General features: G+C 72.6%; 17 protein-coding genes. 11 read left to right on the forward strand and 6 right to left on the reverse strand.

All coding sequences use genetic code 11. The annotated features are described in order from the left end of the window. The first annotated feature begins 593 nt into the window (after positions 1-593). Together WME79_RS08625 and WME79_RS08630 are read left to right on the forward strand one after the other, a co-directional pair. Positions 594-4,058: a nitric oxide synthase oxygenase gene (locus WME79_RS08625; protein ID WP_437534139.1), complete on the forward strand. Its 3,465-nt coding sequence runs from the start codon at positions 594-596 to the stop codon at positions 4,056-4,058. 101 nt (positions 4,059-4,159) lie between these two features. Further along, positions 4,160-5,143, forward strand: coding sequence for a serine/threonine-protein kinase (locus tag WME79_RS08630; protein ID WP_437534140.1), 984 nt, complete (start codon positions 4,160-4,162; stop codon positions 5,141-5,143). Between the two features lie 45 nt (positions 5,144-5,188). Here WME79_RS08630 and WME79_RS08635 read toward each other — a convergent pair whose 3' ends face one another. Beyond that, positions 5,189-5,464: a hypothetical protein gene (locus WME79_RS08635; protein WP_437534141.1), complete on the reverse strand. Its 276-nt coding sequence runs from the start codon at positions 5,462-5,464 to the stop codon at positions 5,189-5,191. Positions 5,465-5,786: 322 nt separating this feature from the next. On the opposite strand from WME79_RS08635, the gene WME79_RS08640 reads away from it, so the two are divergent. After that, complete coding sequence (locus WME79_RS08640; protein WP_437534142.1) at positions 5,787-6,674, forward strand: GNAT family N-acetyltransferase; 888 nt, start codon at positions 5,787-5,789, stop codon at positions 6,672-6,674. A 19-nt stretch (positions 6,675-6,693) separates the two neighbouring features. On the opposite strand, the gene WME79_RS08645 is transcribed toward WME79_RS08640, so the two are convergent. Next, positions 6,694-7,587, reverse strand: a complete 894-nt coding sequence (locus tag WME79_RS08645) for a hypothetical protein (RefSeq protein ID WP_437534143.1) — start codon at positions 7,585-7,587, stop codon at positions 6,694-6,696. A 356-nt stretch (positions 7,588-7,943) separates the two neighbouring features. Here WME79_RS08645 and WME79_RS08650 point away from each other — a divergent pair, with 356 nt between their 5' ends. Next, entirely contained in the window at positions 7,944-8,894 is a 951-nt protein-coding gene (locus tag WME79_RS08650) for a hypothetical protein (RefSeq protein ID WP_437534144.1), read from the forward strand. 105 nt (positions 8,895-8,999) lie between these two features. After that, positions 9,000-12,605, forward strand: coding sequence for a serine/threonine-protein kinase (locus tag WME79_RS08655; protein ID WP_437534145.1), 3,606 nt, complete (start codon positions 9,000-9,002; stop codon positions 12,603-12,605). Here the strand turns inward: WME79_RS08655 and WME79_RS08660 are convergent, their stop codons facing one another. The 3 genes from WME79_RS08660 to WME79_RS08670 all read right to left on the reverse strand — a co-directional run bounded on the left by WME79_RS08660 (position 12,606) and on the right by WME79_RS08670 (position 14,907). Continuing rightward, positions 12,606-13,466: a DsbA family protein gene (locus WME79_RS08660; protein ID WP_437534146.1), complete on the reverse strand. Its 861-nt coding sequence runs from the start codon at positions 13,464-13,466 to the stop codon at positions 12,606-12,608. It abuts the gene before it with no gap. 71 nt (positions 13,467-13,537) lie between these two features. Next, positions 13,538-14,254 (reverse strand): zf-HC2 domain-containing protein, encoded by a 717-nt coding sequence (locus tag WME79_RS08665; protein WP_437534147.1) that lies wholly within the window; start codon positions 14,252-14,254, stop codon positions 13,538-13,540. Next, complete coding sequence (locus WME79_RS08670; RefSeq protein ID WP_437534148.1) at positions 14,251-14,907, reverse strand: RNA polymerase sigma factor; 657 nt, start codon at positions 14,905-14,907, stop codon at positions 14,251-14,253. The genes WME79_RS08665 and WME79_RS08670 overlap by 4 nt, the downstream gene beginning before the upstream one ends. 688 nt (positions 14,908-15,595) lie before the next feature. Between WME79_RS08670 and WME79_RS08675 the strand changes: the two genes are divergently transcribed. From WME79_RS08675 to WME79_RS08695, 5 genes are all read left to right on the forward strand, one after another. After that, complete coding sequence (locus WME79_RS08675; RefSeq protein WP_437534149.1) at positions 15,596-15,727, forward strand: hypothetical protein; 132 nt, start codon at positions 15,596-15,598, stop codon at positions 15,725-15,727. A 58-nt stretch (positions 15,728-15,785) separates the two neighbouring features. Continuing rightward, positions 15,786-16,454: a hypothetical protein gene (locus tag WME79_RS08680; RefSeq protein ID WP_437534150.1), complete on the forward strand. Its 669-nt coding sequence runs from the start codon at positions 15,786-15,788 to the stop codon at positions 16,452-16,454. Then, positions 16,436-17,056, forward strand: a complete 621-nt coding sequence (locus WME79_RS08685) for an RNA polymerase sigma factor (protein WP_437534151.1) — start codon at positions 16,436-16,438, stop codon at positions 17,054-17,056. The genes WME79_RS08680 and WME79_RS08685 overlap by 19 nt, the downstream gene beginning before the upstream one ends. 32 nt (positions 17,057-17,088) lie before the next feature. Further along, complete coding sequence (locus WME79_RS08690; protein ID WP_437534152.1) at positions 17,089-17,319, forward strand: hypothetical protein; 231 nt, start codon at positions 17,089-17,091, stop codon at positions 17,317-17,319. A gap of 74 nt (positions 17,320-17,393) precedes the next feature. After that, positions 17,394-17,984, forward strand: coding sequence for a Uma2 family endonuclease (locus WME79_RS08695; protein ID WP_437534153.1), 591 nt, complete (start codon positions 17,394-17,396; stop codon positions 17,982-17,984). Positions 17,985-18,140: 156 nt separating this feature from the next. On the opposite strand, the gene WME79_RS08700 is transcribed toward WME79_RS08695, so the two are convergent. After that, on the reverse strand, positions 18,141-19,079 hold the full coding sequence (locus tag WME79_RS08700) for a hypothetical protein (RefSeq protein WP_437534154.1): 939 nt from the start codon (positions 19,077-19,079) through the stop codon (positions 18,141-18,143). Between the two features lie 112 nt (positions 19,080-19,191). Here WME79_RS08700 and WME79_RS08705 point away from each other — a divergent pair, with 112 nt between their 5' ends. Next, the gene (locus tag WME79_RS08705; protein WP_437534155.1) at positions 19,192-19,443 is read left to right on the forward strand and encodes a hypothetical protein; all 252 of its coding nucleotides are present in this window, start codon (positions 19,192-19,194) and stop codon (positions 19,441-19,443) included. Positions 19,444-19,569 lie beyond the last annotated feature (126 nt).

Below are 19,569 nucleotides of genomic sequence, written 5' to 3' on the forward strand. Positions count from 1 at the left end.
TCCGAAGTAAGGGTCTTCATGGCTGCGCTGAGCGAGCGAATTCAAGGATCGTGCCCGTATGTCCGGTCCGCAGTCGTACACAGCCACAGGAGGTACGAGCGCACGCAGAACGGAGCTCGAGCACACGCGACCGGCGCCGGTACGCTCGTTCGCCTGGTCTCCCTTCAGGTCGGATTTCCCGCGAACAAAGCGGAGATCGCTCGCCCGTTGGCCCGTGCGAGCGCGCGAGGTCTCGGTGGCGCCCCGCGGCTACCCGCGGCGGCATCGTCGAGCGCTGGACGCGGCAGCGTCGTGTCCGGACGCGGTGATAGCGGAGGCCGGCGCACCAAAGTGCCCCATGGGGCAGTTTGTTACGCGCGGACGGATCTCCTCCAGGCAAAACAAGGAATCCCCCGATGCCGCGCGCACCTTGGTGACCCGGGTGCGGCAGTGTGTGCTGGATCGCGCGGGCGTTTTCGGGTTTCGGCCGGCCGGGTGATGCGCCGTATCCTGGCGCGGAGCGCTCCGCGCCTGTGCGCAGCCATCAGCCCTCGATGCCGCCTGGCGGCCGCGAGGGCGGTTGCGTTCCTCCGCGGCTGCCCCTGCCGAGCACCATGAGCTTTCTCAAGATCGTCTGTTCCGAGCCCAGAAACGACCTCGCCTCCTTCCTCCAGTCGCTGCCGATCGAGCCCGTGGAGCCGGCCGTCGCGCTCGTGATGGGCATCGCGGATCTCGCCTATCCGCTCGTGGCCGCGCGGACCTTCGTCGCGTCGGCGAGGGAGGTGGGCGCGTCGCACCTCCTCTGGGTGGCGCCGTACTTCCCGCCCACGAGCCGGGTGGGGCAGCAGATCCGCGACGCTGAGGCGTCCGTGCGCGCCTCCGGCCAGGCGGTGACGACGGTCTGGCACGGACCTCTGCTGAGCGCGCTCAACCTCTGGCGCGACGACATCCGGCTCCGCCGCACGCTGCCGCTGCCGCTCGGCGGCGGCGCGTTGCCCTGGGTGGCGCCCGCGGACGTGGCCCGCAGGGCGATCCGCGCGCTCGAGCAGCCCGGTGCGCCGGCGCCCGTCGTCTGTGGCCCCGCCGCGTGCTCGGGCGCCGAGGTGGCGGCCGCGCTCTCCCGCGGCCTCCGGGCCGGCCTGACGAGCGAGCGCTTCGCCTGGCGCCGGTTCGAGGAGATCGATCGCGACCACAACCGCAAGCTCAGCGAGGATGAGCTCCTGCCGTACCTCACCGGCCTCGGGATGCGGGCCGACGAGGCGAAGGCGCTGCTCCTGGCCGCGGACACGACCGGGGACGGGACCGTCGACTTCGAGGAGTTCACCGCCGGGCTGCGGGGGCGGCTCGACAACCTGGTCCAGCAGCTGCTGCGCGAGGACTCGTTCGAGCTCCGGTACGTGGACACGCCGGCCGATCAGGCCGTGGCGGCGCTCGTCCAGGCGGGCCTGCGGAAGGCGGCGGCCGAGGCGCTGATCGAGGGCTGGGCGAGCCTGGCCAGGGAGGGCATCCCCGCGGACGTCCGCGGGTCCGACGAGGCCTGGCTCGAGCTGCCGCCCGCGACCGTGGATGCCTGGGCCGAGCGGTATGCGCTCGATTTCGCCAACGTCCACCTCCTGCCCGGGCAGGGGCTGCTCTCCCGGCGCGAGGGGGTCGTCGAGCAAAGCGCCGCGATGGGCGCGCTGGCCGGCAAGGAGGCCGCGATCTCGAAGATCGTGGACGGCGGCGGCCGCGTCCTGTCGCTCTCCCGCGCGCTCGACGGGAGCGGCGTCTCGGCGCGGTGGCTCGACGCGCCCACGGAGAGCCTCCGGTGGGTGCCGTGCGGGGATCGCGGCAAGCGCCGCGCGCTGCTCCTGTCGAGCGGAGAGCTCACGGGGCTGCACGTCGAGGGCGAATGGAACGACCTCCCCTCGGCGATGCGGCTGCTCATGGAGCGCGGCCCGCTGCCCGGCTGGCAGCTCACGACGTTCCGGGAGCTCGGCGAGCTGAAGATCGATCAGCCCGCGGCGCTGTTCGAGCCGAACGAGGTCGTGTGCAACTGCGCCGGGGTCAAGCGCGGGCAGATCACGAGCCTCATCGAGGCCGGGTGCGCGACGCCCGCCGAGCTGTCGGAGCGGACGCGGGCGGGCCAGATCTGCGGCGGCTGCGCCCCGGCGGTCGCCGAGATGTTCGGCGGATCGAGCCTCCAGCAGGCCGAGGTGAAGGCCGCGCGGGAGCTCTCCCCCGGGATCTTCCAGATCACGCTCTCGCCGGTCGGCGGCGCGCCGGCGGCGTCGGTGCCTGGGCAGCACGTGCTCGTGCAGGGCTACCTCGATCGGCGCTGGGTGGCGCGCGCGTACACGCTCTCGGCGCCGGCGCGCGCCGGCGGTGACTACGAGATCACGGTGAAGCGCGAGGAGCTCGGGGTGTTCTCGCGGTGGCTGTGCGAGCGCGCCGCGGCCTCGCTGCTGCGCGCGTCGGCGCCGAAGGGCAGCTTCGTCCTTCCGGCGCCGCCCGTGGACCAGGTGGTGTTCCTCGCGGGCGGGATCGGTGTCACGCCGGCGATGGCGATGCTGCGGGCGCTCGACGGGGGGGCCGGCCGCCCCGACGCGCGGGCCTTCCTCCTCGACTGGTCGGCGTCGCGCGCCGCGGATTTCGCCTATTTCGAGGAGGATCTGCGCGCGATCGCCGGCCGCACGCCCGGCGTCGCGTTCCGCCTGCGCGCGACGAAGGCGGAGGGGCGGCTGTCCAGGGAGCAGGTGGCCGAGCTGTATCCTTACCGGCCGGGATCGCAGGCGCTCGTGTGCGGTCCCGATGCCTTCATGCGCGACGCGCAGGAGCACCTGCGCGCGGTGGGCTGGCCGCCGGACGCCATCCAGCAGGAGCTGTTCAGCTCGAACGTCGACACCGCCGGCGAGGTCCGCCCGACGCCGCTCCGGCGCGCCGGCGGGGCGCGCGCGGCCGGCGGGGTGTGTCCGGTCGAGCACGGGTCGTTTCACGTGACCCGCACTGCGCCCGAGGCGGTGCCGACCGAGGCCGAGGCGTTCCTGCGCCAGTGCTACGCGGAGCTCGGGGTGCCCTCGGCGGTGGAAGAGCGCTGGCAGGAGGTGCGCGCGAGCCTGGAGAAGCACGGGACGTACACGCACCTGCCCGACGAGCTCGCCTATGGCGCCCGGCTCGCGTGGCGCAACAGCTCGCGCTGCATCGGGCGCTTCTTCTGGTCGACGCTCCACGTGCGCGATCTGCGCCACCTGAAGACGGAGGAGGAGATCTTCCAGGCGCTGGTGGAGCACCTCGATCTGGCGACCAACGGGGGCGACGTCCGGGCGACGATGTCGGTGTTCAGGCCGGGTGAGCCGCGGATCCGCATCTGGAACGGCCAGCTGGTCCGCTATGCGGGCTACCGGCTCCCGGAGGGCGGCATCCTCGGCGATCCGGGGAACGTGGAGCTGACGGACCAGGCGCTCGCGCTGGGCTGGCCGGGCGGGGAGCGGACGCGCTTCGATCTGCTGCCGCTGATCATCCAGATCGGCGACGGCCGGCCGAAGTGGTTCGAGGTGCCGCGGGAGAAGGTGCTCGAGGTGCCGATCGAGCACCCGCGGTATGCGTGGTTCGCCGAGCTCGGGCTGAAGTGGCACGCGCTGCCGGCGGTCTCCAACCTGGCCCTCGATCTCGGCGGGATCCAGTACACGGCGGCGCCGTTCAACGGCTTTTACATGGGCACCGAGATCGGCGCGCGCAACCTGAGCGACGCGACGCGGTACGACCAGCTGCCGCTCATCGCGGATCGCCTCGGGCTGGACCGGTCGCGCAGCGACACGCTGTGGCAGGACGCCGCGCTGGTCGAGCTGAACATCGCGGTGCTGCACTCGTTCCGGCAGGCCAAGGTGCGGATGCTCGACCACCACACGCTCTCGGAGTACTTCAAGAAGTTCGAGCAGCAGGAGCGGCAGTGCGAGCGCCCGGTGTACGCGGACTGGACGTGGATCGTCCCGCCGATGTCGGCGTCGACCATGGCGGTGTTTCACACCAACATGGAGAACAAGATCCTGAAGCCGAACTACCTGTATCAGGACGATCCGTGGAAGCCGCAGAAGGGATAGCGGCGCTGGCGCACCCTTGAGCGCCGAGTTCCTGCTCTCCCGACGTCATCGCCCGGAACCTCCGGCGGAGCGGTCTTTCCTGAGCGTTTCCGGCAGACGGGATGCTACCCTCCGCCCGCTCGATGGACGACGAGGAGCTCGCGGCGCAGCGCATCGGCACCCAGATCGGCACCTGGAGGGTGGAGCGCGTGCTCGGGGGCGGCGGGATGGCGAGCGTCTTCCTCGGCCGGCGTGCGGACGGCCAGGTCGCGGCGGTGAAGGTCCTGCACCCGTCGCTGAGCCAGATCGAGGAGCTCCGGAAGCGCTTCCTGCGGGAGGGCCCGATCGGCAGCGCCCTGGCGGCTGTCGGCCCGCTCTGCGAGGGGCTGCCGCTCGTGCTGGAGTCGGGCATCGCGGACGACGGCGCCGCTTACCTTGCGATGGAGGTGCTCGAGGGCGAGACGGTCTTCGACAACATGGCCCGCGTGGGGACGCTCGCGGTGGGCTATGTGCTGACGCTCGCCGAGCGGGTCCTCGATGTGCTGGTCGTGGCGCACGGGCACGGCGTCGTTCACCGGGACATCAAGCCTGAGAACCTGCATATCGGGAGCGATGGGCGGGTGAAGGTGCTCGATTTCGGGATCGCCCGCGTGCTCGATCCGCTTCCTTTCGGGATGGGGGAGCTGCCGGAGAAGACGGCCACGAAGACGGGCGTGGCGCTCGGCACGAGCGAGTACATGGCGCCAGAGCAGGCGACGGGGATGGTCCGCGAGATCGACGGCCGGACCGACGTCTTCGGTCTGGGCGCCACGATGTTTCGGCTGCTCTCCGGTCGCGCGATCCACGGCGGCGTGGCCGATGCGCGCCTGCTCATCGCCGCGGCGACGGAGCGGGCGCCGTCGCTCGCGCTGTGCGCGCCGGACGTGCCCTCGGAGGTATGCGACGTCGTGGATCGCGCCCTCGCGTTCCACAAGGTCGAGCGTTACCCCGACGCGGCGACGATGCGCGCCGACGTCCGCGCGGTGCGGGCGGGCCGCCTGCCGCCGTACGTCGTGGCCGTCGAGGAAGGGCGGATCCCGGCGGGGGCCCCGCTTCCTCGTCGCTGAGGGAGCCCACCTCGCGAAGGGCGCCCTGCGAGGCCGCGGCGCGCGTCAGCGGCGGGGGGCGCAGCGGAGCCGGCCGTTGTCGTTCTCGATGTCTCCTCTGCACCTCCTCCAGTCCACCATCCGTGTCTTGTGGAAGTTGCCCCTCCGATCCTCGCAGCGGGCGAACAGCGTGCCTCGCTGCGTCCGGACGTTCCTGCACGTCTTGAGATAGGAGCCGCGTGGCGGACGAGCCCTGTCCTGGGCTTGCGCCACATCGCTGCTGGACAGCACGGCGGACAGCGAGAGAGCGCCGAGGAACAGGGCGACGAGCATACTCTTCATGGTTCCCCCCTTGGCACACCGCCCCGCAGAGCGATGCAGTTGACGATCTCCTGGGGCGGGCGCTCCGGAGGCGCAATCCTGCTGGAACCGGGGCCTTGGGCCCGAGCATGGGCCATCGAGCCGCAGAGACACGGCAGGCGGGAAGAGGAGTAGAGGCCGGGCGCTGGTCGTCTGTGCTCTTGAAGCCGTGATTCTCCGTGTCTCGGTGGATCGCGCTCTCTGCATCTTTCAGAGCGCGTCGACCTGTTCGTGCTCTGGTATGTGGGCGGCGCGGCCATCGCGCCGGGATCTGATATGTGAAGATGGCTAGAAGGGGCACCGAATGACGACATCGCGCAGATCCTGGTCAGAACCCGGCCTCCGCGCGCAGCTCATGGCGCTCATGGACACGGTGTTCCCCGGCCTGGCGCAGGTCATCGATCGGGCGCGCGCGCTCGGTGCCGCCTGGGAGGACGTGACCACGCCGTTCGTCGCCTCGGCGGAGGGCGCGCCCGTGAGCCAGGTCAGCGTGCTGTGCCTCGCCATGGTGCTGGACGGGAGACCGACGGACGTGGGCTGCATCCACGCGGTCTGCACGCATCCGGCGCACCGCCGGCAGGGGCATTATGCGTCCGCCATGCGGGCGGCGCTCGCGTTCTGCGACGAGCGGTACCCGGCGGCGCTGCTCTGCACGGCGCAGCCGGAGCTCTACGAGCAGTTCGGCTTCCGGGTCGTCGACGAGCACAAGGTGGTCGCCGGGACCGCGCCGCGGCTCGACCGGCGGCCGATGCGGCCTTTCCGGCTCGCCGATGAGGAGGATCGCGCGATCTTCCAGCGGCTCGCATCGCGCCGCGCGCCTGCCTCGACGAGGCTGGGGGTCACCGGTCCGGCCGCGGTGTTCGTGGTCAACGAGCTGGATCGGCCGCTGTTCTACGCCCAGGATCTCGATGCCATCGTCTCCCTGGAGATCGCCGGCGATGTCCTGCGCCTTTACGATGTCGTGGCCGCGGAGCTGCCGCCGCTCGACGAGATCCTTCGCCGGCTGCCGGCGCCGGTGCGGCGCGTGGAGCTCTTCGCGTGCCCGGACGCGCTCGGCATGGCGGGGACGGCAGAGCCGCACGTCTTCGTGGACGGCGACGACGCCATCGGCGGTGCGGGCGCGGCGCGGCTCATGGTGCGAGGGGCCTTTCCGGAAGGGCCGCTGATGCTGCCGCGGCCGTTCCGGTGCTGAGGAGCGCCGGCGGCGGCACTCAGCGCAGGGCCTGCTGTGCGCTGGACGCGGTGAGCGCCTGACCGTGCCACCGCTCCAAGGTCGCGAGGTCGGCGCACGCCTCGATACGCGCCTCGTCCTCCGAGGCGAGCGGGAGCTGCCGGTGTGCGAGCACGCGGCGAAGGGCTGCGCGTGCCTCGTCGAGGCGACCCTCGTCGACCAGCCGCTGCTTCATCCCAGGATTGGCCGCGAGCAGGACCTCGAGGATCCGCTGCTGCCGCGCGTCGATCTCCGGGTCGTCGGTCTTCGCGAACCTCCACAGGAGCTCCTCGCGGATATTCGTCGACATAGGCAGGTACTTTAGCATGGACAGCACCCATTCAAGCGGACGGCGTTGTGATACCCAGCGGGCGAACTCGTCGAGCGGCTGCCCCGAACGGGCGACCAGGAACGGCACCAGCTCGTCGCGCAGCGGGAGCTCGTTCGCCGCCACCCACACGAAGCAGCGCCCCAGCGGCCCCACGGCGTAGCAGCCAGGAGCGAAGCGAACGGGATGGCGGGCCTGCCTCAGCCACTCCGGTACGTGCGGCGCCGCCAGCCAGAGCGGCGTTTCGCCCGGCCAGGACGGAGCGCGCTCCTCGACCCGTTGCACTTGCCTGGCCTGCCGGCGAAGCAGGGCCCGCTCCACGGCGGTCATGTCCAGATGGTCCCCCGCGAGCTTCAGCTCCACCACGATTTCTTCGTACATCTGAGCGGCCGGCCACGGTGCCGGCAGATGCGCAAGGATGCCTGGGCGGCGAATCACGAGCAGCCCGTCGGCCTGCACCTTCTCCAGCCTGATCTCGGGCGGATCCCGCCACATCACCGCGCCGGCCGTGACCCGCTCTGTCTCTTCGGCAAACGTCCGCTTCGCGAACAGGTCCGGCTGACCCATGGTGTTGCGGGAGGTAGCAGACAGGGAGCGCTGCAGCCAACGTCATATTGCAGGCGGTAACCTCACGGATCGCCGTCCGAGGACAACCCTCGCGATGCCGCCGCTTGAAACACGATGAAAGGTGCAATTTCGAACTAAAACCTAGCTGTCTCCGTAACGCACCTGGCTGGTAGGTCGCAGCCGGTATCTCGCCGTCAATGGCCTCGCGGATCCGCTGAGAGCATGTTATGCACGAGGGCGTGCGAGTCTTCTTCACGATCGCGATGTCCGCCACGTCGGCTGCCGTCGGCTTGAGCAGCGCCGGTTGCGCGGACGAACACGTACCTGCGTCAGGAAGCCAATCCGGCGGCGGGGGGGTGGGCGGTAACGGCTCCGGCGGCGGGGGGCTCGGTGGCAGCGGCCTCGGCGGCGGAGGTCTCGGCGGCGGCGCGGAGGCGTCGCCCGCATCCAGCAGCGCAGAGGCGTCCAGCTCGGCCGGCGCTGGGGGAGGGGAGGAGGGACAGCGCGACAGGTTCGGGATAGCGATGCTGCGGCCCACGCTGCCTTCGGGCAAAACATGGTTCTCGACCTGGGACAACGGCGCCGCGCGCACGTTTTCGGGGATCGACCCGGCCGATGCCTGGTTCGACGCTGACCACGGCGATGCCTCGTATGACACCGATGGCCAGGGCATTCTCAAGATCAGCGGCCGCGTCCCGCGGATGTACGTGCACGACCCCGCGCTCGCCGACTCATGGCGCGACGTCGAGGTGACGATGTATTTCCTGCGGGCTGCCGACGATGGGACACCTTATGGCGGCCTCGTCGCCATGACGCGCACCAACCACGGCACGATCGGCGACGAGGACGTCAACAAATGCGACACGCGCGGGATCGCCGCCCGCATGCGCTACGACGGCAAGATCGATTTCGAGAAGGAGACGAATCACCCCGCCTCCTCGGCCATCCTGAGCAAGACGTACTGGGAAGGCGGCATGCCGGAGCAGGTGTGGATCGGGTACAAGCAGCTCGTCTACGACCTGCCGAACGGCGATGTGAAGCAGGAGCTCTGGATCGACGAGACCGACGGCGCGAGCGGAGGCGCCTGGGTGAAGATCCACGAGCACGTCGACCAGGGGACCGACTTCGGCGTGGGAGGCGAGCCCTGTCGGCCGGGCATCGATCCCGCAATGAGGCTTACGCGGGAGCCGACCCGGGAGGGCTCGGAGACCGGCAAGCCCAACATCAGCGTCTATTTCCGGAGCGACGGGGTGGGCTCCGACGGACTCCTGTACAAGAAGGGCAGCGTCCGCGAGATTGCGCCCTGAAGGCGCCCGCGCACGAACGCACGAGCGGACGAGGGAGAGCGTGAGCGACCGGTTCCTGCGGGAGCGCCGGGGTGGCTAGGGTATGCTCGGCGGCGGATGCCCAGCTTGTCGCCGAATTCCTCCGGAGCCCCGCTCGGGCAGGGCGCCCGCCTCGGCCCCTTCCGGCTCGTGCGGCAGCTCGGCAGCGGCGGGTTCGCGCCGGTCTGGCTGGCCGAGGAGGTCTACGAAGGCAGGAAGCTCCGCGACGTCGCCATCAAGCTCTTCTTCGTACCAGAGCAGCTCGCGGGCTCCCCCGACGCGACCGCCGCGTGGCGAGACACGATTCTCGACGAGGCGCAGGCGCTCTGCCGGGTCGAGCACCCGAACGTTGTGCGGTTCTATTCGTTTCAGCGCGACGACGCCCTCGGCGTGGTCGGCCTCGTGATGGAGTATGTGGCCGGCACGAGCCTCGATGAGCTCGCTCGCGAGGCAGGCCGCCTCCCCGAGCGCGTCGTGCTCGAAGCGGCGTCCGCCGTCGCCTGGGCGCTCTCCGCGGTGCACACCGCCGGGCTCGTCCATCGGGACGTCAAGCCCGCCAACGTCGTCCGCGGGTCGGGCGTCTACAAGCTGATCGATTTCGGGATCTCCGGGGGAAACGCGCGCAGCTGGGTCGAGCGGGGGCGCACCGCCCCCACCGGGCCGCCGCCCACCGTGGCGGTCGACGGGTACTCCGGCACGGTGCTGGCCGAGGAGCCGGCGGGCGCGACCATGACCTTGAGCGTGCCCGTGGTCGCCGGCGGCGTCCGGGAGCTGGGCTCCGTGCTCGCGGGCACGCCCGGCTACATCGCTCCAGAGTGTGCCGTCGGCCAGTCCGCCACGCCCGCCAGCGATCTCTACGCGCTCGGCGTCCTCATCTTCCGCCTGAGGACCGGCAGCCTCCCCGCCGAGCTCGAGCGGCGCAATGGGGAGCCCGCGCACTGGCTCCTCGTGCCGCGGCGGCCGCCTCCCCCGCTCGAGGCGCTCGTGCCCGATCCGACGACGGCGACCGGCCTCCTCTCTCGCCTCACGGCAACGCTGGTTGCTCTGGATCCGCAGAGCCGCCCCCGGCACGCCGATCAGGTCGCGCGCGAGCTCGATCGCATCCTCGCCGCGCTCGACCCCGAGCACGCCCCGCCAGGGAGCAAGGAAGGGTCGCAGCCGCCAGTTCGCGGGTCCGACCGGTCGGCGCGGCCGCCGCCCGAGGAACGTCCCGCACGTCCGCCGCCCGACGGCCGGCCGCCGCTCCTCGGGCGGCGAGCCGAGCTCGACGCGATCGCGCGCGCTGCGCAGGCCGCGCAGGAGGGCCGCGTGCGCGGGATCGTGGTGGGCGGCCACCAGGGGATCGGGCGCAGCCGGCTGCTCGACGCCGCGGTCGAGCGCACCGGCTGGGACCCGCGCCATGTCGTCCGGCTCCGGTGCCTGCCGGAGCGACGGAGCCCGTTCTATCCGCTGCGCCGCGCCGCCGAGGAGCTCGTCGAGAGCGATCTCCCCGAGCTCCGCGCCCTCCCCGCGGCGCTGGAGCGGGCGCTGTCTCCGGCGCTGCTCCCCTCCGCGGACGAGGTCGCGCACACGGTCGAGGCCATCGAGGACGCGCTGCTGCGGGCGAGCGCCCGCGAGCCGCTGCTGCTCCTCGTCGACGATCTGCAATGGGCCGACGCAGCGACGCTGGAGCTGATCAAGCTGCTCCTGCGGCGCGCCGCCGCGGAGGGGCAGGGCCGGCTGCTCGTGATGGCGGCCGCGCGCAGCGAGCCGAGCCGGCCGGCGCCCCTGCGCGCCCTGCTGGGCGAGGTGCGCGCGCGGGTGTGCCCCGGCGTGACCTACCTCGGCCTCGCGCCGCTCGACGCTGAGGCCGCCGCCGAGCTCGCGCAGGCGGTGGGCCGCGGCCTGCATCCAGAGGGCACGCAGGGCGGGGCCGCGGCGCCCGCTGCCGCGCTCGCGCCCGCGCTGGAGCGGGCCGTGGTCGCGACGTCCGGAGGCGTGCCCTTCTACATCGTGCACGCGCTCACGGCGTGGCACGAGAGCGGCGCCCTGGCGCTCCGCGACGGGACCCTCTGCCCCGCAGACGATCGGGCCCTGCGGGGGGAGGTCCCCGGCGTGGCCGATCTGCTCGAGGCCCGGGTGGCCTCGTTCGCCGCCGACAGCGCCGCCGAGCGCAGCGCCCTGCGGACCCTCGCCGCGGTGGCGCTCTGCGGCGGCGGGCTCGGCGTCGACGTGCTCCTGCGCGTCGTGGGGGACGACGAGCGCGCCGAGGCGGCGCTCGAGGCGCTCGGCGGGTCGGGCGTGCTGACGGCCTCCGGCGACGCGCAGGAGTACAGCTTCCCGCAGGAGATGCTGCGGCAGGCGGCGCTCCACCTGACGCAGCGGCGGCCGTGGTTCCAGCGGCTGCACCGGGCGCTGCTCGACGCGCTCGCGGAGGGCGCGCGCGTGGACGCGGGGCTCCTCGGCGCGGGCTACGAGCGGCTCGGCGCGGTGGCCGAGGCGCGCCGCTGGCTCGGCCGTGCGATGGCCGAAGCGGCCGCCGCAGGGCTCTTCGAGGAGGCGGCGGCGTTCGTGGATCGGCTGGCCGCGCTCGCGGCGGATCCCGAGGCGCGCGCCGGCCTCGAGATCGACGCGGTCCGGGCGCTCATCCAGGGACGGAAGCTCGAGGAGGCGAGCCGGCGGCTCGTGCGCCTCTCGGAGCACGCCGTCGTGGCGCGCGGCGGGCCGCTCGACGTGCGCCGGCGCATCCATCGGCTCGAGGTGGCGCGCGGGCTCAGCGAGGCGGGGGCCGACGATCCGGGGCTGCTCGCCGACGCGGACGCGCTCGGCGAGGCTGCGCTCCGCTGCGAGGCGCGGATGGCGCTCGCAGGGGTGGCGGCCGGGGATCGCGCGATGGAGCTCGCGGGCGAGGCGGTGGAGCTCGCGGCGGGCGCGGGACCCGCGGCCGAGCTCGCGGCCCGCGTGCTCCGGTGCGAGCTGAATTACGCGCAGAACCGCCGCGATCACGAGCTGCTGGAGCGCGATCTCCAGCGCGCGCTCGGCATCGCGGCGCCGCTGGCCTCGGCGTGGCACAGGGTCCACATCGGGGGCGATCTCGCGGTGCTCGAGGCCGAGCTGGGGCGGACCGGCGTGGCGATCGACCGGCTCCGCAGGCTCGTCGCCGAGGCCGAGCAGCAGGGGATGCGGGGCCAGCTCCGGCTGCTCCTGCAGAACCTCTCGGCCTTCCTGATGCGCGAGGGGCGCGCCGCCGAGGCGGCGGAGGTCGCGCAGCGGACCGCGGAGCTCGCGGCGCAGGACGGGGACCCCGCGCTCCGCGCGGCGGCGCTCTCGCTCCTGGCGGCGGCGCTCACGCGGGCAGGCCGCCCCGCCGCGGCGCTGGAGAGCGCGGATCAGGCCGAGCAGCTCCAGCGGGCGCGGGGGGACCGATACCACGCGCTGACGCTGCTCCGGCGCGCCGAGATTCAATGGGAGCTGGAGCAGGTGAGGGAGGCCCTCGAGGACGCGGTGGAGGCCCGGCGCGTGGCCGAGGAGCACGGCGACGACAGCATCGCCGCCGGCGCGCGCCTCTGGGCGGCGCTGCGCCGCGCGCAGCTCGTCAAGAGCGAGGCGGAGCGCCGGCGGCTCGTCGGGGAGGTGCGCGCGTCGAGCCCGCGCGTCATCGGCCTGTTGCGGGGACTCCTGCCGGAGATGGCGGCGTGGCTCGACGAGGGGTGATCACTTCGCCGGCTTGGTCCCCGCCAGGGCGCGGTCGATGGCGGTGCGCAGCACGCCGATGGGCTGCGCCCCCATGACGCGGTGGCCATTCACGAACAGCGTGGGCGTGCCCTCGATCGCGAGCCGGTCGCCCTCCTCGAAATCGGCGGCCACCTGGGCTTCCAGCGCGGGGGACTGCATGTCCCGCGCGAACCGCGCCACGTCCAGCCCGAGATCCGCCGCGCGCTCCTCCAGGCCCGCCTGGTCGAGCGCGCCCTGCGCCTTGTCGAACAGCGCCGCCTGGTACTCCCAGAACTTGCCCTGCGCGTGCGCCGCCAGGGACGCCCGCGCCGCGACGCGCGCCTGCTTGTGGATGGGCAGGGGACGGTGCTTGAAGGTGAGGCGGAGCTTGCCGGGGTACTCCTGCTCGAGCTGGTCGAGCACGCCCGCGAACTTGCTGGAGAACGGGCACTGGAAATCGGAGAAGACCACCAGCGTCACCGGCGCATTGGCCGGGCCGCGGGTCGGCGCATTGCGGATATCGACCAGCTCGACCTCCTCGCCGATCATACGCTCCGGCCCGTGATCTGCGGCCCCGTCGCACGAGCCGCAGTCGCCGCCCGGCTCGGCATCGCAGGCCCCCCCGGGCCCGTGGATCGCGGGTACCTCCGCCGCAATTGCGGCCGCGGGCTTCTGTGCCGGCGCCTTCGCGGCCGCGGGGTTCTGGGCCGCGGCGCGGGGCGCGGCGGCCGGCGGCGCGACCTCCTCGATCGGGGCCGTGCCGTCCGGCGCATTGCTGCACGCGGCGGTGAGCACGAGGGCGAGGGCTGTGGCGGCAGCGCGGAGAGGGAAGGCGAGCGGGGAGCGGGTCGAAGTGCGCATGGTCTGTTCCTCCTCGGCCCGCGGCGCGCGGGATTCGCGTCGCCATTGTGGCGTCGCCGTTTCGTCGGGCCTCACTCCCCCTGTGGCCGCTGCGGCTCGGGAGTTACACACGACATATCAGCGCACGCCATTTCGTCGTCGCAGGCCTGCCCGGCGCTCGGGTAGTCACCGCCGGGGTGCTCGGACGGATCGACGTCGACGTCGTGCCCCCCGGGCGTGTCATCGCAGGCCTCCCCGCAGGCCGCGCCGTGCTCTTCCTCGAAGACGATCTCCGGCGGGGCAGGCGGCGCGCTCGGGGCGATGCTCGGCGCGGCCGCGCGCGGCTCCGGCGCGAGCGGCGTCGCGGCGTCGCGCGGCAGCCCGAGCAGCGCGGCCCCGAGCGCCAGCGCGACGGCGGCCGCGGCGCGCGGGAGCCACCTCTTCAGGGGGCTCGGCGCGCTCATGGCGTGCGCTCGGCTGCCCCGCCTCCCCGAGGGCCCCGCCGCGCGCCGGCGCGCTGGCGCCGGGGCTGCTGCGTGGTCGACCGCCGGCGCGGTCGCGCACGCGGCCTCCTCGGCGCGCGCCACGCGCCCCTCGTCGAGCACGCGCATCAGGATGGATTCGAAGGGCGGCGGCTCCGGGATCTCCGCCGCGCGGGCCGCGAACAGCGCCTGCTCGCGGCGCACCCACGCGAGCTCCTCGGCGCACGCGCTGCAGCCGGCGAGGTGCGCCTCCACCTCGGCCGCCTCCGCCGCCGAAAGCTCGCCGAGCGCGTACGCCTCCACCGCCTCGGGACGGCACCCGCTCATCGCCCACCTCCGTCGTACCGCACGAGCTCCGCGCGCAGCTCCTGCCGCGCGCGGTGGATCTCCACCTTCACCTTGGGCAGGCTCCACTCCATGAGGCGCGCGATCTCCTCGTAGCTGAGGCCGTGATCCAGCCGGAGCAAGAGCGCCGCGCGCCGGTCCTCGCCGAGCTGATCCAGCGCCCCGGCCAGCACCGTGAGCGCCTCGCGCCCCATCAGCTCGTCCTCCGGCGTGCGCGACGCCCCCGGCGCCCGCGCCGCGCACGCGGCCGGGCGCTCCTCCCAGGCGTCGAGCGGCCCGTCGTCGAGCACCTGCCGCCGCCGCCGCCGCGCCCTCCGGTGCTCCAGCGACACGTGCCGGGCGATGCCGAACAGCCACGGCGCGGGCCGCTCTGGCGTCTCCAGCGTGTGCAGCCGGTGCATGGCCCGCACGAACGTCTCCTGCGTCGCGTCGGCCGCCGCCGCCGTGTCCCCGAGCAGATCGCAGAGGAAGCGGTGGATGGCCCGCGCGTGCGCCGCGTACAGCGCCTCCAGCGCGCGCCTCCGCGCGGCGGGCTCCGCCCCCTCCACCGGCGTGCTCACCGGATCCTCCCCCTCCTGGACCGCGAGCGCCGGGGCCGCCATCCAGACCTCCGAGAGCGATGCCACGAGCCCCATGTGGCCGGACCCGCCCCGGAGTTACAGAAAAAAATCGGAAGGCCTTCCCGGCTGCCGTCTGGCGGTGAGTATCCGCCGTGGCTGTAATATTCTGCTGACACGCAGCGTCTGCCAGGGCGCGAGCACTCATGGGGCGACACGCGCCGGCGGGCTCGACGCCGCGGCGAGGGAGGCGCTCTTGCGCTACGTCCTGCGGCCTCCGATCGCGCAGGAGCGCGTCGCGCTGCAAGAGAACGGATTGGTCCGGCTGTCGCTCAAGCGCACCTTGGAGTGCGATGGGCAACAGCCCGCGTGAGCATGCATTCCTCCACACGCTCACCCTCGTGGCGCGACGGGTACCAAGCGGGCCAGCGGCCCAGAGGCGGCCCGCCAGAGCGAGGCGAGGAGGAGTCGACGGCCAGCTCCTTGTCGCTGTCGCGGCGGCGCTCGCCGCGTGGCGCGCCGATGCCACTTACGGATGCCACGGATCTTCTCTCACGAAATCGACACCCACCGGCCGGAAGCCCTGGTAGCCTCCCACGCGCTGCTCGTCATGCAGCGACGTCGCGGCGATCGTGTGGCGATCGGGCGCGACTTTCCTCTTGATCCTGCACGGGCTCCTCGCGCGCGCACGCGCGTGCCACAGGTCGACTCGCCGGGCCAAGAAAGCGGACGACGTCCACGGGCCGGCGCTGATAGCCTCCCGGCCATGCCGATCGAGCCGCCCGACCCGCTGAACCTCGCCCGCTTCTTCCAGCACTTCCTCGTCTTCATCGGCCTCGGGACCGCCGTGCTCCCCCGAGCCCTCCAGCGACCGCGCCGGCGCCACCGGAAGCCGTAGGAGGCGCGAGCTCGCCCCCGGACACCTCCCGTGCTCCTGCACCGGAGGAGCGCGGTTTTTGGCCCGAAACGAGGCCCCGCGTACCGTCGGCGGGGTGATCCCCTCGCTGTACGGCCTCGCCGTCCTGTCGGCGGCCCTGGCCTTGGTCGTCGCGCGGTATCGCCCCGAGCACCGCCCCATCGCATGGCTCCTCGGGTACGGGGTTGTCTCCGACGTCGTGCGCCGGGTCATCCGGCTCTACGTCTTGCAGCCGGCGCGGGCCGAGCTCGGGGGAGCCCCATTCACGGGTTGGGTTCGCGTCGCCGGGCACGTCGAGAGCGCCTTGTTCGTCGGCTGGATGGCCGGGGTGGCGGCGCTCGCGGTGTGGATCTTCAGCCGGCGGCGCCCGTGGGGAGTGCTCGCCGCGTACGTCGTGGCGGTCGCGGGCCTCGCTGCCGGATACCCCACCTTCCGAGGTGAGCTCCTCGGCAAGGCCTACGTCGCCTTGCAGCTCGCGGCGCTTTGCACGTCCGTCGGCTGTCTGCTGCTGTGGTTCGCCGGCAGGGAGCGGGCGAAGGTTCACCACGTCGCGACAGGCCTGATCATCATCACCGAGCTGTCGATGCTCGCGGGCCCCTACCGCTTCGGCGTCTTCACTGCTTGGGATCTCGCGCAGTCGATGCTGATCGCGCTGTACGTCACAATCGTTCCTGTTCAGGGGGTAGCGGTATGGCGACGGACGCAGTAGCGTTTACCCTCGCTCAGCTCGTCGTTTTCCTTCTCGCGATCGTCGTTCACAACCGGCGCTTCGCACCAAGGCGCCTCACGTCTGCCGAGCTTGTCGCGCAAGCAGGCGTCGTCAGCGCTCTCGTCGCGCGCTACCTCCGAGGTCGCCGGGCGACACGCGAGGACGTCAAAGACCTCGCGCAGGACGTGCTCCTCGCCGCGTGGGAGGCCAGCGAAGAGGACCGCTACCGCCCCGACCCGGACGTGCAGCCCGCAGAAGCGCTTCGTGTCTGGATACGGGCGCTGGTCTATCACCGCGTCCGCCATCACCTCGAAAGTGCCCGGGTGCAACGCGAGGAGATCGTCGCGACCCCGCCCCACGCCGAGCACGAGGCACCGACTCCTGATCAGGCCATCGAGCGCGAGGAGCGGCGCCTTGCCTTCCTCGAGGCGCTGCACCAGCTACCCGTGCACGAGGGCGACGTGATCATTGCCCACGACATCTTCGAGATGTCGATCGAGGACGTGGCCGAGCAGCAAGACGCGCCGGTCAGCACGGTTTACAGGTGGCGCTCCCGCGGGATCGCGGCGCTGACGCGGGCGCTCCGACCGCGTCGAGGGTGAGGAACGGCGCTGCGTCGTGGTAGCTTCGCCGCATGATCCTCCCGCCCCAGGACGCAGTTATCCTCGGCCCGCCCATCCCGAACGTCACTGCGTGCCTCACCCCTCCCCATCCCGGCATCGTCGGGAGGACGTCGCCCAGCGCCGGCGTTGAAATGACCCTCTCCGACCCGTGCTCCTACGTCGCCAGCATCGAGCCGCCGGATCCGCACGTGCACGCGCTCGGGCTTGCCCTGGCGATCGCGCTCGTGGCGCTGCGCCGGTGACCCGGCCGGCGCGCCGCCCTGGCCCTGCTCCTCGCCGCCTTGCCCCGCCGCCTGCCCACGGGCAGGCTTCCGTCATGGGTCAGCCCGCCGAGAAGCAGCGTCGCGCCACGTACGCCGACCTCGAGGCCGTCCCGCCGAACAAGGTGGCGGAGCTCATCGGGGGCGTGCTCCACGTCATGCCCCGGCCGGCGCCGCGACATGCGAACGCCGCGTCGTCGCTGGGGGCCGACCTGCACGGCGCCTTCCAGCGCGGGCGAGGGGGCCCCGGCGGCTGGGGGATCCTGGACGAGCCCGAACTGCACTTCCCCGACCCGCACGCCCCAGGTGAGATCGACGCGCTCGTGCCGGACATCGCCGGCTGGCGCCGCGAGCGCATGCCCGAGCTGCCCGAGACGGCGTACTTCGCGCTCGCCCCGGACTGGATCTGCGAGGTCCTGAGCGCCTCCACCGAGGACGTCGACCGCGACGAGAAGATGCCGATCTACGCGCGCGAGGGCGTGCGGCACGCGTGGCTGGTCGACCCCATCCAGCGGACGCTGGAGGTGTACGTGCTCGGCGCGGATCGCCGCTGGGGACCTGCGGTCGTCCACCGCGACGCCGCCCGGGTCCGCGTCGAGCCATTCGACGCCGTCGAGCTCGATCTCTCGGTGCTCTGGGCGAGGTGACCTTGCAGCTGTGCTGACGCGGGTGCTTCGGCCGCAGCGACCGCTGGCGCCCTGCTCCAGGACCCCCGCGCGACCCTCCGAGTGCTCCACGGGGGCGCGCTCTGGAGGGGGTCGCGCGGCGGTTCTTCGCGCGGAAGGCGCGGGGGCGGGCGCGCGTCAGCCGCCCGACTCGATCCAGCAGCCGTTCGCCTGTCCTCCCCACGCGCCCGAGAGGTGGAACTTGTCCGGCGGGTAGATGCCACCCGGGGGACGCCCCGCGACGGTGATGCGGCGTTCGTGATCATAACAATACGAGCCGCTCAGGTAAAGATAGCGATCCTTGCCGCCGTTGATCGTCGTATTGAGCGTGACTTGCGTTCCACTCACGGTCTGCCAGCTTCCGCCGACGCGCCTTTCCATCTTCACCGTCAGGTCGTCGTTGCCGTCGCCCTGGCTGACGAAGCACGCCCCCGCGACGATGCGCGAGTATTTGCCCAGGTAGCCGCTCGCCGTCCAGCTCGGCAATGACGTGGTCATGTTCGGGAGGTGCTCGGAATCGTCCACGCCGCCGAACGAGAGCGCCTCATTGTCGAAATAGCTCTGCCACGACGCCGCTGCGCAGTTCCCGGCGGTCACCTCCGGCCCCGCGTCGTAGACCACGGAGAGCATCCGTGTCCCGCCGGTGATCGAGGCGTGCTGTTCGAAGAGCCGCGGCGCGACGTCGGCCGAGGCGTCGGCGCTCAGCAAATACTCGAGCGGCGTGATCTCGGTCCCGTCCTCGTGGACGAGCGGCATGAGCTTGTCGTCCTCGGGCGAAGAGACGACCAGGACGCCGATCTGGGGCGCCGCGCTGCTCGGATCCTCGTCGATCAGCGATACCGTCCCGACGCGCGGCACCACGAATCGATTCAGCACCTTGCTCTCTATCCTCTCGATGGCCCGAGCGGGCTGGTTGCCGGCGCTCTCCTGGGGCGTTTCCCGCCCGAAACCGTGCGAGGCCTGGCTCGCGGACGCCTCCTCCGAGACCTGCCCCGCATCGCCCGCCTCGACCGCGCAGCCTGCCGCGAGCAGCGTAGCTGCGACGAAAACACCCGGAACGCGCCTATCGTTCAACATACTCGCCTCCATTTCTGTTGAGGTCCCCTGCGCATTCCGAGCAGTGCATTGGCCGTACCTGCGCGCGCACGGCGCGGATCGCCCGGATTTCAGCCCATCAGGAGCGAGCAACGTGGAACGGCGTCGTGACGCTGTCACGCAGGCGCGACGCCGGGTGTCATGCCCGTGCGACAGGGGCCCGCCTGCGGCGCTCGCCGCCGTCGCGGTCCACGCGGACGGCGCGGACCTCCGGCTCGACGTCGTGATGTCGCTCTTCGTGTCCGGCGCCGATCCGGCGGCCTTGAAGGAGCTCGCCGCGTTCGGTGAAGAGCGCGGAGGCCCGGAGGGCCGGTGCTCCAGGTTCGACGCGAGCCCCGTGGTGTAGTCTCGCGGCGGCGTGCCGCGCCCCGGCCGCTCCGGGGAGAAGCGCGCGGCGCGAGCACCGCGGCGCTCCCGGCACCCCCGCGGGCGACGCGGCGGCCGGCGAGGGGGTCCGCGTGGCCACCGTCGG

Origin of the sequence: Sorangium sp. So ce726, assembly GCF_051521405.1 — a bacterium.
In the GTDB taxonomy this organism is placed as follows: Bacteria; Myxococcota_A; Polyangia; order Polyangiales; family Polyangiaceae; genus Sorangium.